The organism is Streptomyces sp. NPDC002888, assembly GCF_042888465.1.
Lineage (GTDB): Bacteria > Actinomycetota > Actinomycetes > Streptomycetales > Streptomycetaceae > Streptomyces.
Window position 1 is genome coordinate 56,898 of sequence record NZ_JBIAPU010000043.1, and the last position, 15,957, is coordinate 72,854.

At 69.4% G+C, this 15,957-nt stretch carries 11 protein-coding genes; all 11 read left to right on the top strand.

From position 1 onward, the window contains the following. Positions 1–126: 126 nt before the first annotated feature. The 11 genes from ACFYWX_RS44225 (at position 127) to ACFYWX_RS44275 (ending at position 15,536) form a co-directional block, all read left to right on the top strand. Positions 127–2,565: a Helicase associated domain protein gene (locus ACFYWX_RS44225; protein ID WP_389431041.1), complete on the top strand. Its 2,439-nt coding sequence runs from the start codon at positions 127–129 to the stop codon at positions 2,563–2,565. A gap of 151 nt (positions 2,566–2,716) precedes the next feature. Beyond that, positions 2,717–3,415, top strand: a complete 699-nt coding sequence (locus ACFYWX_RS44230; protein ID WP_389431043.1) for a hypothetical protein — start codon at positions 2,717–2,719, stop codon at positions 3,413–3,415. After that, on the top strand, positions 3,412–5,394 hold the full coding sequence (locus tag ACFYWX_RS44235) for a hypothetical protein (RefSeq protein ID WP_389431045.1): 1,983 nt from the start codon (positions 3,412–3,414) through the stop codon (positions 5,392–5,394). Before ACFYWX_RS44230 ends, ACFYWX_RS44235 begins: the two co-directional genes overlap by 4 nt. A 37-nt stretch (positions 5,395–5,431) precedes the next feature. Then, entirely contained in the window at positions 5,432–7,510 is a 2,079-nt protein-coding gene (locus ACFYWX_RS44240) for a hypothetical protein (protein ID WP_389431046.1), read from the top strand. A gap of 365 nt (positions 7,511–7,875) precedes the next feature. Beyond that, the gene (locus tag ACFYWX_RS44245; protein WP_389431048.1) at positions 7,876–9,306 is read left to right on the top strand and encodes a hypothetical protein; all 1,431 of its coding nucleotides are present in this window, start codon (positions 7,876–7,878) and stop codon (positions 9,304–9,306) included. Between the two features lie 124 nt (positions 9,307–9,430). After that, on the top strand, positions 9,431–9,631 hold the full coding sequence (locus ACFYWX_RS44250; protein ID WP_389431049.1) for a hypothetical protein: 201 nt from the start codon (positions 9,431–9,433) through the stop codon (positions 9,629–9,631). Positions 9,632–9,834: 203 nt separating this feature from the next. Beyond that, positions 9,835–10,005 carry a hypothetical protein gene (locus tag ACFYWX_RS44255; RefSeq protein WP_389431051.1) on the top strand — a complete coding sequence of 57 codons (171 nt, stop codon included), beginning with the start codon at positions 9,835–9,837 and terminating at the stop codon, positions 10,003–10,005. Further along, positions 10,002–11,048, top strand: a complete 1,047-nt coding sequence (locus ACFYWX_RS44260; protein ID WP_389431053.1) for a hypothetical protein — start codon at positions 10,002–10,004, stop codon at positions 11,046–11,048. The genes ACFYWX_RS44255 and ACFYWX_RS44260 overlap by 4 nt, the downstream gene beginning before the upstream one ends. A 644-nt stretch (positions 11,049–11,692) precedes the next feature. After that, complete coding sequence (locus ACFYWX_RS44265; RefSeq protein WP_389431055.1) at positions 11,693–13,441, top strand: pentapeptide repeat-containing protein; 1,749 nt, start codon at positions 11,693–11,695, stop codon at positions 13,439–13,441. A gap of 344 nt (positions 13,442–13,785) precedes the next feature. Then, complete coding sequence (locus tag ACFYWX_RS44270; RefSeq protein WP_389431057.1) at positions 13,786–14,805, top strand: hypothetical protein; 1,020 nt, start codon at positions 13,786–13,788, stop codon at positions 14,803–14,805. Positions 14,806–14,807: 2 nt separating this feature from the next. Beyond that, positions 14,808–15,536, top strand: coding sequence for a hypothetical protein (locus ACFYWX_RS44275; RefSeq protein WP_389431058.1), 729 nt, complete (start codon positions 14,808–14,810; stop codon positions 15,534–15,536). The last annotated feature ends 421 nt before the right edge of the window (positions 15,537–15,957 follow it).

Sequence of the window (15,957 nt, forward strand, 5' to 3'; positions counted from 1 at the left end):
CTTATGGCGTACTAATGGCGTATGGATCGAGTACATTTAACGTACGGACGGTGGTAGGGGTGATAAAGTCCCGTCACCCAACCTGGACTGTTCCTCCCGGAATCAGTGACTCGGAGAAGAGCTGTCATGACTGTGGTGGAACTGTCGCGCCCCGGCTGCCCCGGGCGCGCGCGGCTCTTTCCCGACCAGACCGAGGCCGTCATGCGGCTGGCACGGCATCTGCGGCGCGTGGGGACACGGGGGCTGTTCGTGTCGGCGACGGGGACCGGCAAGACCCTGGTGTCGATCCGTACGGCGGACGAACTCGGCGCGCGGCTGGTGCTGTTCGTGGTCCCCACCCTGGACCTGGCGGCCCAGACGGCGCTGGCCTGGCGGCGGGACGGACACAGCGAGCACATGGTGATCGTCTCCTCCCTGGACACCAGCGGCCGCGACGACCTGGTCGCCGCCCGCGTCATGTCGAGCACCGACCCGTACGCGCTGGGCGGGCTGATGTCGGTGGTGGGCGAGGACGAGGACCAGATCCCGGCGTTGACGGTGATCTGTACCTACGACTCCCTGGACAAGATCGAACAGACCCAGTGCACGGGGTATGCGGTCCCGCCGTTCGACCTCGCGGTCATGGACGAGGCACACCGCATCGCCGGACGGGCCGACAAGAAGTGGGCGATCGTCAACGACGCGCAGCGCATCCGCACGGACCGCCGCCTCTACATGACCGCAACCCCCCGCATCTTCGCCGCCCCTGAACTGGCGGAGTCCGCCGACACCACCCGACCCCGCCGCCGTGCCACCGCGCCGAACCAGGAGCTGGAGGTGGACGCGTTCGCCAACTCCATGGACAACGAGCAGGTGTACGGCAAGAAGGTCTTCGAGTACCCCCTCGCCCAGGCCGTGGAAGACGGCCGGGCGGCGGACTACCGCATCGTGGTGCCCACCCTCACCGACGCCGACCTGCGCCGCCGCCTCAACCTCCCCACCCCCTCCACCACCCCTCCCGGCGAGGGTGATGAGCAGGACAGCGCGCTGCGCACCACCGCCCTGCACCTGTCCGTCCTGCGCGCCATGACCGAACACGGTCTGCAGAAAGTCCTGGTCTACTTCAACCTCGTCTCCGACGCCCGCCGCTTCGCCCGAGAACTGCCCCACACCCTGCGCCTGCTGGCCAAGACCGACCCCGGCCTCTGCCCGGACATCAGCCCCGAGCTGTTCTTCGCCCACGGTGAGCACACCCCCGCCCAGCGCGCCGACACCTTCACTGCGTTCGCCGCCGCAGACTGCGCGATCCTCGCCAACTCCCGTCTGATCGCCGAAGGCGTCGACATCCCCAGCGTGGATGCCATCGTCTTCGCCGACCCCACCCGCAGCGTCATCCGCTGTGTCCAGGCTCTTGGCCGCGCCCTGCGCCTGGACGTCTCTGGCAAGACTGCCTCACTGATCGTCCCCGTCTACGTCCCGCCCGACGCCGCCAGCGAGAACATCCTCGGCACCGCCTACGAACCCGTCTGGGCGATCGCCTGCGCGCTGGCCAGCCACGACCACCGCATCCTCGAACGCCTCCCGGACAAGGCGAACCGACTCCCACGCGAGACCAGCGACGTCATCGAACGCCGCTGGCACTTCGACTTCACCGTCCACCCCGAACGCATCGCCCAAGCGATGGATCTGGCCTCCTTCGACCCCCGCGACCCTGCCGTTTCCCGCTCCCGCCGCCTCGGCCTCGCCGCCGCCCAGTCCTACCGCGACCAGTACGGCCACCTTGACGTCCCCGCCGATCACATTGACCCCACTGGCTACCGGCTGGGCACCTTCATCACCACCATGCGCGACGCGGCGAAAGCAGGCCGCCTCGAAGCCGACTGGACCGCCGAACTCGACGCGCTCGGCATGATCTGGGATAAGCACGACGCCGCCTGGCGCTCCCGCCTGGCCGCCGCAGCCGGCTACCACCGCGCGCACGGCCACCTCGCCGCACCCGCCACCACCCCCGTCGGCGCCTGGCTCGCCGAACAACGCCACCTCGCCGCCAAGAACACCCTCGACCAGGCCCGCGCCGACGCCCTCACCGCGCTGGCCCCCGACTGGCGCCTCCCACACGGCGCGGACTGGCACCGCAAGTACCACCTGCTGCGCGCCCACCTCGCCACCGGAGCCGACTCGGCCGCCCTCACCCGCGACACCCAGCTCACCGGCGTGAAGATCGGCTCCTGGCTTGCCCGCCAACTGGCCACCTGGCAGGCCCTTGCCCCCGGCCAGCAGCAGCTGATGACCGCCCTGCACCTTACCCCCGCCAGCAACCCGCTCGCCCCCGCCCGCCGTGCCCGGCGCACTTTCGAACAGACCGTGCAGTTGCTGGAGCTGTTCCTGCACCGCGAAGGCCGCGCCCCCGCCGCCCGCGAGGCGATCCGCGCCGACGGCGACACCGTCAAGATCGGCGCCTGGCTCGCCAAGGCCCGCACCAAACACCGCTCCGGCCAGCTTTCCGAAACACACGCACAACTGGTCGCCGCGCTCTTCGAAGGTGACTGGACGGCCGAGGACGCCGTCCCCGCTATCTTGGCGTAGACGCCTGCCCGCACAGGGGGGAGCCGGGCCCGTATGTTGCGTGCGCCTGGAGGACCACGCCGCGCCCGCCGTTTAACCCTGGCGGCCGTGCCCCCGCATTCCTTTCGTCACTCCATGGTCAGGTTCGTATGCGGATGGTTACTCTGGCGTGATGGATCACGAGGGGGCGGGGCAGGAGTCGGGGGTTGCGGTGACCAGCCGGGAGCAGGACGCGGTGCGCCTGCTGCTGTTGATCGACGGGGCGTGCGAGCGGCTCACCGAGGCGGAGAAGGCCCTGCCCGGCCTGGAGCAGGCGGTGGGCGTAATGAGGACGCAAGTCAAACTGCAGAAGCTGGACTTCTGGCTGCGCAATCCGGACTACCTGGCCAACGAGTTGCTGACTGCCTACGAGACCGAGCCCGAGGAAGCACTGCTGGGCCTCGCCGGCCGCATCCTGGACTCCGAGGAGCCGGAGGTGCGGCGCTATCCGATGCTGCGCCACCACTTCGGCGCCTACGAGTGGCTGGACGACGCCCTGGCGGTGCTGCGCAGCGCCGGGCTGCTGGTGCGCAAGCGGCGGGGAACGGTCAACCGGGTGCGCCAGCACGACTACTTCCTGCTGGAGCACGGCCGCCACGTCGCCCGGGAGATCATCCGCCAGGAACCGGATTTCGGCTACTACGTGCAGCGCGTCGAGGACGTCCTGCGGCTCGCGGGGGAGAAGAGCGGCAGCGAGCTGAAGAAGCAGCAGTACCTGACGCGCGAGTACGCCGACACACCGCGGGGGAGCCGGATCGGGTCGATCAGTGAGCAGGCGCGCCGCCGGCTGGCGGACTTCCGGCAGCAGCTACAGGGAGCGGGGGGAGCATGAGCACGGTGCAGGAAGAGGCGCTGCTGGAGACGCGTATTGCGGACAAGGCGGGCGTGAAGGTCGACGACGTCCGCGACGTGTTCGCCGCATACGGGCTGCCGCTGGTCATCTCCCCGGCACGTCCGCGGTCGCTGAGGGTGCACCGGCTGCGGGTGGCTGGGGAACGCACCGGCGACGTCGAGCCGGGCCCCTTCGACACCACTCTGTCCTTCTCCGCAGGTCTGACAGCGCTGGTCGCCTCGAACTTCCGGGGCAAGACGTCAGTGCTGGAACTGCTGACGTGGTGCCTGCGCGGCACGCCGCGCAGTGAGATGCAAAGCCGTGTCCGCAGCTGGCTGCACCACATCGACCTGGACGCGACCGTCGCGGGGGAGCCCATGGCGTTCCGCCTGGACCTCACCGATGGGGAGATCACTGCGGCCGTCGTCCTGACCGGCCCCGACCCGGCCGCCCTGGCCGGCGTACGCGGCCCCGCCCCGGACCGGGGCATCACCGTCCTGCTGCGGGCCTCCAGCACCGACAGCTACGCAGAGCAGATCGCCGGCCTGATGCTGGGGCGGATGGATCTGCAGCCCTTGGTCAACAGCTTCAAGGAGACCAGCACCCAGACCCACGGGTGGCCCGCCTACTTCGGGGCGGTCTACCTGCCGGCCGGCGGCGACAAGGCACTGCTAGGCGAGGTCACCTCCAACGGACTGCCGGGCCGTCTGCTGCAGGTCTTCCTGGACCTGCCCGCGGCCGCCGCCCTCACCCGCGTCAAGACCGTGCACGACGTGCGCGTCGCCGAGGACAAGGCACGCCGCGCTGTGGCGGCCGCCGAAGCAGCGGAACGCGCATCCGAACGCGAGCGCCTGGAAACCGAGCTTGCCCAGGCCCGCGAGGCACTGGCACGCCTGCTGCCCGGGGACGGCGATGACGCCTCCCTGACCGACCTGGCCCACGACGCGGTCCAACTCGCCCGGGCACTGGCCGACTCGCAGGACGCGTGGGACGAAGCCGTGAGCGTCTTCCGCCGCGCGCGCACCGAACGCCAGCAGGCCGCCAAGCTCCTCAACGACGTCACCGAAAGCGCCACCGCCCGTCTGCTCTTCCACGGCCTGAACCCCACCAGCTGCCCCCGCTGCGACCAGCAGATCGACGACACACGCCGCCAGCAGGAACGGCACGCCCACACCTGCGCGGTATGCGCGCGCGAGGTGACCGGAGACGACGAAGACCCGCAGGAGATCAAGGCCGAGGCACAAGAAAGGCTGGAGACGAGTACCACCGCCGAAGCGGCAGCCAAACAGGCCCTGGAACAGGCCGAGGCCACCGTCGATGGCCTGACACACCGACTGGAAGGCGCGCAGCAGCAGCTGCGGCGCGCTCAGTCCGCCGCCGACCTGCCCGCTCGCCTGGCCGCACAAGAGAACGTGCTGCGACTGGAAGGCGCACTCAGCGTGTTCCGCGAGCCCGAGGAACCGGCCCTGGACGAAACCGAGGCCAAGGCCATCAAGGTCCTGGCTGCCGCCGCCGACCTGCTGGAAAAGGACAGCAAGACGGCCGCCGAGGCACTGTTCAAAGAGGTCAACGAGGAGACCGCCGAGCTGGCGACCCTGTTCGGGGTCCCATCCCTTAAGTCGGTGTCGATCGACCGCGGCGCCCGCCTGAAAATCTTCCCCCTCGGCAGCAAGCAGGAATGGTTCAAGGACCAGACCGCCGGCGCACGCCTGCGGCTGCGCATCGCGGTCGCCATCGCCCTGCTCAGGGTCGGTCGGGCAAACGGCGTATCCACCCACCCCGGACTGCTGCTGATCGACAGCCCCAAGTCCGAGGAGATGCAGTCCGCCGACGCCCATAAGCTCTTCAAGGAACTGGCCACCGTCGCAGCCGAGAGCGACCTGCAGGTGGTCATCACCACTGCGGACTTCGACCTGGCCAGCGCAGCCCTGCCCGCCGACAGCATCCGGCAGGCCGAGCCCGGCGCTTCCCTATGGTGAGGCCCCACCCGAGAGCACGCAGGAAAGGACGGCGGCCGTGCCGCAACTCGCCGACCGGCTGACCGAACTGGCCGCAGACGGCCAGCCCATCACCTTCCCTGCCCTCGGCCTCGCCCCCGACACCGTCGCCAGCCAGGCCGGCGACGTGGCCGCCGGCCCCTTCGCCCCCTACCTCGCCGAAGCCGTCGCCGACGCATACAACCGCAGCGACACCCAATGGCAGCCCGCGGCCACCGCACTCCCTGAAGGACTCGCCGCACAGCGCAGCGTCCTGCACCTCACCGCATCCATGGACGCCCTCCTCCACAGCCCCGCAGCCGCAAAGGCACTGGGCAAGCCTCTGACCGCAGCCCTGCTGGACGGACTGCCCGACCGCATCGAGGCCACACCCCTCCTGGCCGCCGCCCGCCTCGAAGGCGCCGTACGCCTGGCGGTCGCCGAAGCGGTCACCCCCTTCAAACTGTGGCAGGCGCTCGAGGACGTGCCGACCGACGGCCCCGAAGACTTCCTCGAACGCCTGCCCCGCCTCCTCGGCCTCACCCTTGACCGCTGGGCCGGCGAGGACACCTTCGCCGACACGGTACGCACCCTGCTGCAGCAACTCACCCACGACGAAGCCACCGACGTGGACGCGATGTTCGAACTCGGCTGCGACCTGCTACGCCGCGCCCTGTCCTCCCAAGACATCGGCACCGTCACCACCCACCTCGTCCAGGCCCGCCATCAGTTCGAGGCCGCCGCCCAGGCCGAAGAAGCCCGCCACGACGCCCTCACCTACGCAGCGGTCTGCGACGCCATCCTCGCCTTCGGCCGGGCAGACGCAGCAGCCATCAACCACGCCGCCGACCAGATCGCCGACACTCTGGACCAGCGTCAGGCCTGGATCCACCGCACCCACCAGCCCGAATGGCTCCAACCGCGCCGCTCAGCAGAAATCGCCTGGCACCATCTCGTCCTCCAACTACGCGCCGCAGCCACCACCCTCCAAGACGACGCCTGGATGGACGCCTGGCAAGCCCTCGACACCGTCCTCGCCGCCTACAGCGCCGCCCGCACCGTCCGCCCCCTGGCAGGCGACACCGGCCAAGGCCTGGCCCTGCTGGTCCAGCCCGCGATCGAAGACAGCTTCCTGCGCCAGCAGGCCTTCCTGGCACAACTGCGCCGCGCCGCTCAGGAAACAGCCCAGCACGCCGCCCGCGACTTCGACGCCGCCACCGCCAGCACCCTGCTCACCGCGATCGAGACCGCGGCCCAGCGCGAGACGAGCCCCGCTGACTCCTCCAACGCCGCCGACGACGGCAGCGATGACGACGACCCAGGCGGAGCAGTGCTCGCCCGCTTGCAACGCCTGGCACCGACCCTGCTCCTCCAGCTCAAAGACCAAGCCCTGGGCATCGCCAGCACACTCGATGACCAGCAGCTCCGCGTACTGGAAGGCTTCGCCCACGACAGCGACGTCGCCCGCCTCAAAGCCACCGATCCGCTCATCGTGCCCAAACTCGACCAGCTCATGGCCGAGTTGTCCGCCCATCCCTCGTTCACCGGGGAAGTCCGCCAGACCTTCTCCGTGCTGGTCGAGCAAACCCTCCTCTTTCTCAAGAGCCGCTCCGACATCACCCGCACCAACTTCCTCGGCTCCACCAAGAAGGGCGAACCACCCCCTTTCGACTACCGGCGCAAACCCGAGGGAGACCGCAAGCCCGTCGAGGCCGATTTGCAACGCGACTTCCATCAGTGGCTCCAAAAAGGCCCCTTGCACAACGTCGTCCTCGTCGAGCCCGTCGACGTGGGCATGGGCCGCGCCGATGTCATGGCGCACTTCGGCGCCCTGCGCTACCTCACCGAGATCAAACAGGACGCCACCGACAACGATCCCCAATACCTCGAAAGCCGCTACCTCACCCAGGCCGCCGAGTACAGCAACACCAACGCCCCCTTCGGACAACTTCTCGTCCTGGACCTCACCCCGAAGAACGACACCCAAGGCAACCTGCGCGTCGATGAAATCGCCTGGACCACCACCCACCGGCCCCGCGGGGCCACAACAGACCGGGCAGTCGTCGTCGGCATCGTCGCTGGCAACCGCACCACACCCTCCGCCTACTCCCGCAAGTAAGCCAAGCATCCATCAATTTGCGACCACTGCCCTTACCACTCGACGAGAATTCCGCCGACGACATGATGGTGCTCGAGGCGGCGATCACGTGGGCTCGTCGCTGGCATGGGACCTCTAGAAAAGCAAGGACTGACGAGGTGTCCGTCAACGCAGAGACCAATGTGCGCATCGCCCCATGCACCCTTGACGCCCTGCGTCGCATCGTGGCCCGGCGGGGCACCTCTCGGGACGAGACGGTGCGCCAACTGCTCGCCGAACACGTCACAGCACAAGAACAAAAGCACCCAGAGGACCGGCTCACTCACATCTCCACCGTGCTGCGCTATCCTCCGCCGCCGCGCTGGCGGGGGGATGCAAGGAAAGACGTGCCCCTACGTGTGCGGGCGCCGCACGGCCTGCTGGAGCGGGCCCGCGCGGTCTCGCTGCGGCTACCGGGCCAGCACCCGCGCGCCTACCGGGACTACCAGGGCCGCATGCTCACCGACGCGGTGACGACCGCCATCGCGGCAGCCGAGTTCTTCACGGACGACTTCCTCACCGGCCTGCTCCCGCTGCTGCGTCACGGTGCCGCGCTCGGCCTGTGGCGGCTGACGGTGGCCGCAACCAGTACCGGTCCCGAAAAGGCATGGCTGGTGGAAGCGGAGGCCGTGCGAGCCGCCCTCTACCTGTCTAACGCCCCCCTAACCCCCGACCGTGAGTACGTGCTGCGCGTCGCGGAAATTTTGGAGCGGGACGAGTCATGGCACGCAGCGGACCGCTTCCGCCAGGCAACCGGCCTTGCCCATGGCTACCTCACCGGCCCCGATGCCAGGCACTGGGAGCAGGTCCTGTACGACCAGGACGAGGCGTTCAACGAGGTGTACCAGGACCGCCTGCAGGCCGACGACAGCGATGACAGGCGGTGGCGCAGGCGGCACGGGATCACGAGCTACGACTTCACCGGCCGAGGCGGAACCGCGGTCTGGCGTGCTCAGCGCCGGGTGGACCTCGAGTACTTCGAAGAGTGGCTGGTCAAGCGTACGAAAGGAGATCCCGCAACCGGCGTGATGGACGAACCGGCCTCGCCCGGCTGGCTGCTGCGCACACCGCCCACCTGGCTCGCCCATGCACCCGCCCGGGCCGCCGGTCAACCGCCCGAGCCGTTTTCTGCCTGGGCGGCAAACGGCCGACTGCTGGCCTTCCCCTACCTGGGACGGCAGGCATTCTGGCCGCTTCTGCCCAGGCCAGGCTTGGAATGGCAACCGGTGCCCGGCTTCGAACCCGTGGCCGCAGCGGCCGCCACACTGCGCCCCGACCAGGTCCTCGGCTTCATCGAAGCCGTCCTCATCGACTGGAACCACACCTTCGCCGAAGAGCCCTCCCTGCGGATCGCCCTGGACCTGCCCGCGGACAAGGCGCGCCGCTTTGGCTTCATCACCACCAAGGAACAACACCGGATCATGGCCGAGGCCCGCGCCATCACCCTGGAGAACATGGACCACTTCATCGACCGGGTCGCCGACACGGGGGCCAGCGAGATCTACCTCCAGAAGCTGAAAGAGGCCCGGGGCAACGCCCGCGAGTTCCACCGCCTCACCCTGAAGTACAACGAGCACAAGAGGCCGACGTTCGGCGTGGCCCGGGCCAACTGGAGATGGCCCGGACGAACGGTGGCTGCTGAGCTCGTCGCCGGAACCCCGCCCGACCTCCTGCAGTGGCTGGCCACCGCAGCCCACCAGCGCAGCACCCTGCTCCTGGAGCAGGCGATGCAAGCGGCCTGGCACCGCGCCTTCGACCAATACGGCTTCCGTATGTGACACCCACCGATACACACACCGACCCCCTGTCCTGTGAGCTGGATGCAGGCCCGAAGACACAAGCCGGGCACGACATCCGCGCACCTTTCAAAGGGCGCCCACCTGAAATGGGGGAGACCTCGCAATGTCCCGACCGCTGATCTCGTTCCTGGCCGCCGGCGTCACCGGCATGGTCGTGGCGCTGACCGGCGCCCCGTGGTGGCTGGCCGCCACCGCCTTCGGCTGCCTCACGCTGGGCCTGGGCGTCGTCGCCCTCCAGTCGGTCTTCCCCCAGGAGTCCGCGCACCGGCTCGCCTGGTGGCGCGACCGCCGCCGCCACCGGTAACGCCCAACGCGTCAACCAGGGCGCGCCCTTGCGCACGGCGGGACCCCAACCGGTCCCGCCGTGCCCAGCAACGAACGAGGCCACCGATACCGCGACCACCCAAGAAGGACTGCCCCGCGAGGTTCTTCCCGTCCATGCTCGGCCGGTGTGACCAGATAGAAGCGCCGCCCCACCCGGAGGGCCGGCGCGAAAGGAACCCGACCGTGAACAGAACGCAACAGCCCGGACCGGATGCCGCCCGCCGGGTCCTGCTGTGGCTGCTGGTAACCGCCGCCGCCGTGCTGGCCGCCCAGAGCCAGCCGTGGACCAGCGCCTTCACTACAGCGACCGCCGTCTACGCCATCGCCGCCCCGGACCGCAGGAGCCGACTGTGACCCGCACCCCGCCCACCGCCGCGGAACTCTCCCTGGCCGCCGAGGTCAGCCGCTGCGGACTGACCATCACCCCCCACCAGCTCGAACGCTGGCGCGCCAAGCGCTGGCTGGCCCCGGCCGACCAGTGGACCGACCCCGCAACCAGCGCGCTGCGCTTCGACATCGTCCACCGGGCCGCATGGCTCGCCGCCCTCTCCAGGCCAGGCCGCGGCATCAGCTGGATCGGCTGGATGTTCTGGGCAATCGATGACACCGAACAGACAGCCGCACTGCTGCGCCAGGCCCTGACCCGGACCATCCAACTGCCCCTACGCCAGGCGGGCATCACCCTGGCCCAGATCCCGCAGGGCGACAGCGACACCACTTTCGAAGCCCGCCAGGACCCTGCCGAGCGGCTGCTGCAGGGGCGGCGCGCAATCGGACGGGACCTGGACGGGCTCCTGCACGACCGCGGCAGCACCGCAGACATCGCCCTGCCCGAACCCCGCACGGTGTCCAACCCCTTCGACGCCACGCTGATCCGCGTCGGCGCCCGGCTGCTGACCGGCGGCATGGCCGACGTCAGCCCCGAAGAACTCACCGATGCCTGGCGCAGCGTGTGGACCGGCCCGCCCGAGCAGCTCGACCGGATCACCGCCGCCCACCTCGCCGCCGACAAAGCCGAAACCGACCTGCGCACCCTCTCCCCCCTGGCGCACGGACTCCCCGGGTTGGTCCGCGCCTTCGAACAAGCAGACGCGCGCCTGCTGTGCGAGGCGGTCCGCGCATGCACCAAGGCCTCCTCCACGCTGATGAAGCTGCTCCTGGAACGCGCCGACGCCGAGATGCTCACCGTGCTGATGAACGACGATATGTGGGACCAATGGGTCCGTGCCGGAGGGATCGCCCCCGCCAGTCGGTTGGGGGAGGCCGCGATCACCCTGAGTACCGTGCAGTACCTCCTCGTCCCCGGCTGGGCCGAAGACCTCCACCGCTACCAGAACCTCATGGACAGCCTGCTGGCCGAACCCACCGCGCCGATACCGAACGGCCGCCAAGTGTGACGCCTCCTGCCTCACCTCCCGGCCGCCAGCGTGGGCGGGCAGGGCCCTGCAGTCGATGAGCACGGCGCGCCGTCGCGACTGCCAGAGAAGGAAGGCTGGCTCCGGCACGACAACCGGAGACGGCCGGACCGACCGCCGGGGCGGCGTCCTGGCTGAAGGGCTTCGCGCGTACCGCCGCCGACCTCGCTGCCCGTCCGGCCGCCTGACCCACGAAAACGGACCCGCAGCCGCCGCACCCGGCACGGGGCAGCACCCGCCTTCCCTCGCAGGCCCACCATCGGCTTCGTGTGACGCTGCGACTTTCCCGGGGCCGGACCCCACCGACCGCGCGCCGGGCCACGCATCTCGGATTCGGCTGGCTGAGGCTGGTGTTCTGCAGATGGCCCGCGGAAGCCGCGTGCGGCGCGAGAGTAGTTCCCTGCCCGTACACGCGGCTTTGGTGTCGCCCGCCATCACGTGGCACGGGACCGAGTCTTCGTAGCGCGGTGGGCCTGACGAGACGTGCGCGGGGGCGTGGAGGTGGGCGACCTCGCCGATGATCTCGCGTTTGAGACCAGCCTGCTGTGGCCCCCGGGCCTGAACCGACACCGGTCCGCAGAGCGTCCATACCGGCACCTGCCACACGCCCTTGGAGCCGCCGCACCATGAGTACCTCTCTATTGCTGTCCCCGCAGCCCTGCGGGCACGGCGCGGATCCGGCCGGCGACTCGGTCGGCTGCCGCGGCTCTCACGTCCCCGGCCACACCGTATGTCTGGCCCACCTCACCGACACAGCCCGCACCGACTACCTGACCGGCCTGGCCCCCGGCGCCGATATAGACCACCGCGGCACTCCCTTCACTCAAGATCTGCTCGAGGCCCTTCTCCACGCTCTCCACGACCCCTCCACCGGCAAACGCCACCTTGGCCGCGCCCTGTTCACCGGTGCGCAGTTCTTCGGCGAAGCCAATTTCATCGGGGCGCAGTTCTCCGGCGACGCCTGGTTCGACGGAGCCCAGTTCTCCGGCGACGCCCGCTTCAGCAGGGCGCAGTTCTGCGGCGATACCCGGTTCAGCGGGGCGCAGTTCTCCGGCCGCGCCGTGTTCGTCGGGGCGCAGTTCTCCGGTGAGGCTGGGTTTTACGAGGCGCGGTTCTCCGCTGGCGCCGTGTTCGTCGAGGCGCAGTTCTCCCGCTACGCGTGGTTCGACGGGACGAAGTTCCGTGGCGACGCCAGGTTCGAGAGGGCGCACTTTGAGGGTGTGTCGGATTTGGGGCCGCTGGTGTGTGCGGGGCAAGTGGTGTTGTCCGGGGCGGTGTTTGTGCTGCCGGTGACGTTGGAGATAGCCGCAAGGGGGGTGGTGTGTGAGCGGACGCGGTGGGAGTCGACAGCCACTGTGCGGGTGCGGTACGCGACTGTGGACCTCAGCCACGCGGTCCTGACCGCCCCCTCGGCCGTGATCACCCACACCACCCCCTTCACCAGCGTCGGCAGGACGATGGGGGAGGACCTGCTGACAGGCCCCGGCACGCCGTCTCGCAGCTCCGACCGGGCACGGGTCGTCTCGGTGCAGGGCGTGGACGCCGCGCACCTGGTGCTGATCGACACCGACCTCACCGACTGCCTGTTCTCCGGGGCCTTCCACCTCGACCAGATCCGTCTGGAAGGGCGCACCACCTTCGCCTCCGCCCCTACCGGCTGGCACCGCCGCAGCATGCGGCCGGTGGGCTTCACCCGACGCCGTGTCCTCGCTGAGGAACACCACTGGCGCGCCTACACCGCCGGCCAGCCCGCCCTTTCCGCGGGCGAAGACCCCGGGCCCCGTCTATGGCGTCCCGGACCGCACCACACCGGCCCCGCCCGCACCCCCGGCCCGGAAGACGTCGCCGCACTGTACCGGCAGCTGCGCAAGGCCTTCGAGGACGGCAAGAACGAACCCGGCGCCGCCGACTTCTACTACGGCGAATGCGAGATGCGCCGCCACGACCCAACCGGCACCACGAAGGGAGAACGCCGTCTGCTGTGGTGGTACTGGCTGCTGTCCGGCTACGGCCTGCGCGCCTGGCGCGCCTTCTCCTGTCTGCTCGCGGCCATGTCCCTGACCGTGCTGTTCCTGATGAGCTTTGGCCTGCCCACCAACGCCCCCGACTCCGCCACCACCGGAACCCTCAAAGGCAGCAAGATCAGCCTCAACACCAGCACCCCCACCCCGGCCATTCACATGGAATGGCCGCAGCGCATGACGTGGGCCCGCGCGGAGAAAGCCACCCGCGTCGCCGTTAACTCGGTGATCTTCCGCTCCAGCGGGCAGAACCTCACCACCGCAGGCACCTACATCGAGATGACCTCCCGCCTGCTCGAACCCACCCTTCTTGCCCTCGGGGTCCTCGCTATCCGCTCACGCATCAAACGCTGACCCTCCGGCCCGGGTGCGGCAAACCGAACACCCAACGACCACCGGGCGCCGTAATGCGGCGGGGCCTTCTTCGCGCGCCAGCAGAACAGAGCCGAAGTGCCCGGGATGATCAGCCACACCATCGACCTCCTGCTGCGCCTGGTGCTCTGGTACACGCCACGAAGCTGACCCGCCCCAAGGGGAAGAATCCGTAACCTGAAATGTCTGTGCGGCTAGGTCCTGATGCCGAATAGGCTCTTCTCACCCGGAGTCAGAAACCGACCGGGATACGACAAGCATTTGCCACGCGGGCAGCCCGCGTGCGGAAGGAACCGGGCGTCGGAGCCCGGGCAGGGGGAGAGGCGATGGCCCGCAGGTCTCAGCCGGCGAAGGACACGAGCCAGCGCCCGGACGTGCACTACCCGCTGATCACCAACGGCCTGGACTACCTCATCGACGTGGCCGATCGGCTGACCGCCGACCCGGCCGGGCTGCCCGATGCCCGCGCCCTGAAGTACGCCGTCCTGCACCTTCAGGCCGCCACCGAAGTCCTGCTCAAGGCCCGCCTCCAGGACGAGCACTGGACCCTGGTCTTCAAGAAGCCGGAGACCGCCACCCGCACCGCCTTCGACAACGCGGAATTCGAGAGCTGCACCACCGACGAGGCCTTCACCCGGCTGACGCAGATCACCGGCCTCGACCTGCCGGACAAGGCCCTCGCCGCGGTGAAGAAACTGGCCCGCGACCGCAACGCCCTGCAGCACTACGCCTTCACCGCCCCGGCCGGCGCGGTCGAGGCACGCGCCGCCGACGTGCTGAACTTCCTGCTGCCCTTCATCGCCGACCACCTACTGCCCCGCCTCGACACAAAACAGCGGCACGACGCCGACCTGATGCTCGCGGCCGTCCGCGGAAAACTCGCGCGTATCGAGGCCTACCTCAAAAAACGCCGCAACGAGCTGCGCACCGAACTCAAGGACGTCGCCGACCGCACCGTCACCTGTCCCGAATGCGAGGAGCGGGGCACCCTGGTACTGGGCGGGGACCTGCCCAACTGCCGCTTCTGCCTCAAGACCTGGGACAGCCCGGAAGAGGCTGTCCAGGAGTACACCTGGCAGCTCTACGGCATGAAGGGCCAACCTCACCTGCCGGGCCATGGCGACGACGACGTCCTGATCTGCCCCGACTGCGAAGCAGAGGCACTGATCACCGCTGTGACCGCAGCCGCCCCCGACACCCCACACATCCTGTGTTTCTCCTGCGCTGCCGACTTCACCGACACCGCCTTCACCCTTTGCGAGGGCGGCTGCGCGCGGCCCCTGCCGACCGACTCTGCAGAGCTGCTGTGCCCCGACTGCTCCACCCTCGCCTTCGACAGAATCTGACGATGCCCCAGACCAGCCCGCAGCCCATCACCCGTGGCCAGGATCCGGACGAGCCGTGCGCACGCACCAGGCTGCACAAGCCGCACCTCAACCTCCTCGCACAGGGCCGGAACCCCCGCGTCCGCCACCGGCGCATTCGCATCGTGCGGAATCTGCGGGTCCTGGTGGCCGCGCCCGCCCGGTCCCCGCGCTGCCAGGCGGACGCACGCCGGGTCGCAGCCCGCCTGACCTACCTGCGCCGTGTGAACCCCCTGCCGTCCCCGACCCAGCCGGTCCTGATCGTTCCCCCTGGTGCCGCGGACCGCGCGCTCGGCGCCGATGCTGACGTCCTCTACATCTGCACGCACTCCTACCCCGGACCCGACCCGGAGGGCTTCCTCGACACCGACCTCGCGTCCCTGAACAGCCTGCTGACCGCCAAGGCCCTCATCCTGGACACCTGCTGGGGCACCGCCCCCACCGTGCGACATGCCTTGGCCGCGCTGCGCCCTGCCCACCTGCCGCCCCTGGCGCTGCTCGCCTGCGCCGGCCCTGCCCGCTTCGACCACCACGTCCTCCTCGGCCCGCTGTTGGATGCGCTTCTCACTGGCCCTCGTACCGGCTCGTGGCATCAGCGTCTCGCCGCCGCGAAAGCCACCGCCCTGACGACCGCCGAACTGGCCGCGCACACACGACGCGACTGGGCACGCTGGCAGATCCACCACGTCCCTGGGACACGCACCGCCCCGTAGCTTCCTGACAGGAACACACATCTCGATCATTGCCCAACGATGTGGAATGACATCAGCCAGCTCGACGGCTCAACCACCGCGATCTCCACCCAATGAGGCACCACCCTCAAATCCGGATTCCCAGAAAGTTCTCACACAAGGAAACACCCCCGCTCCCTCCTAGGCAGCCAGCGGCCCGCGAAGCGGGCTTGGTCCGGGAGCGCAGCGGACGGACTCAAGGCCCCGGGAACCGGGGCCGCCTAAGGTTGCGTCAGCAACCGCATCGGATGGCTGAAGCGCAGCGCAAGCGATCCCTCGGTTCGAAGCGCAGCGCAGAACCGACTCCTCGGCGCAGCCGAGGAGGTATCACTCCGTCAACCCCCGCGCAACGCGCGGGGGTTCGCTGGGAGTCTGCGAAGCAGACTCTTACCCGCTCCGCGGG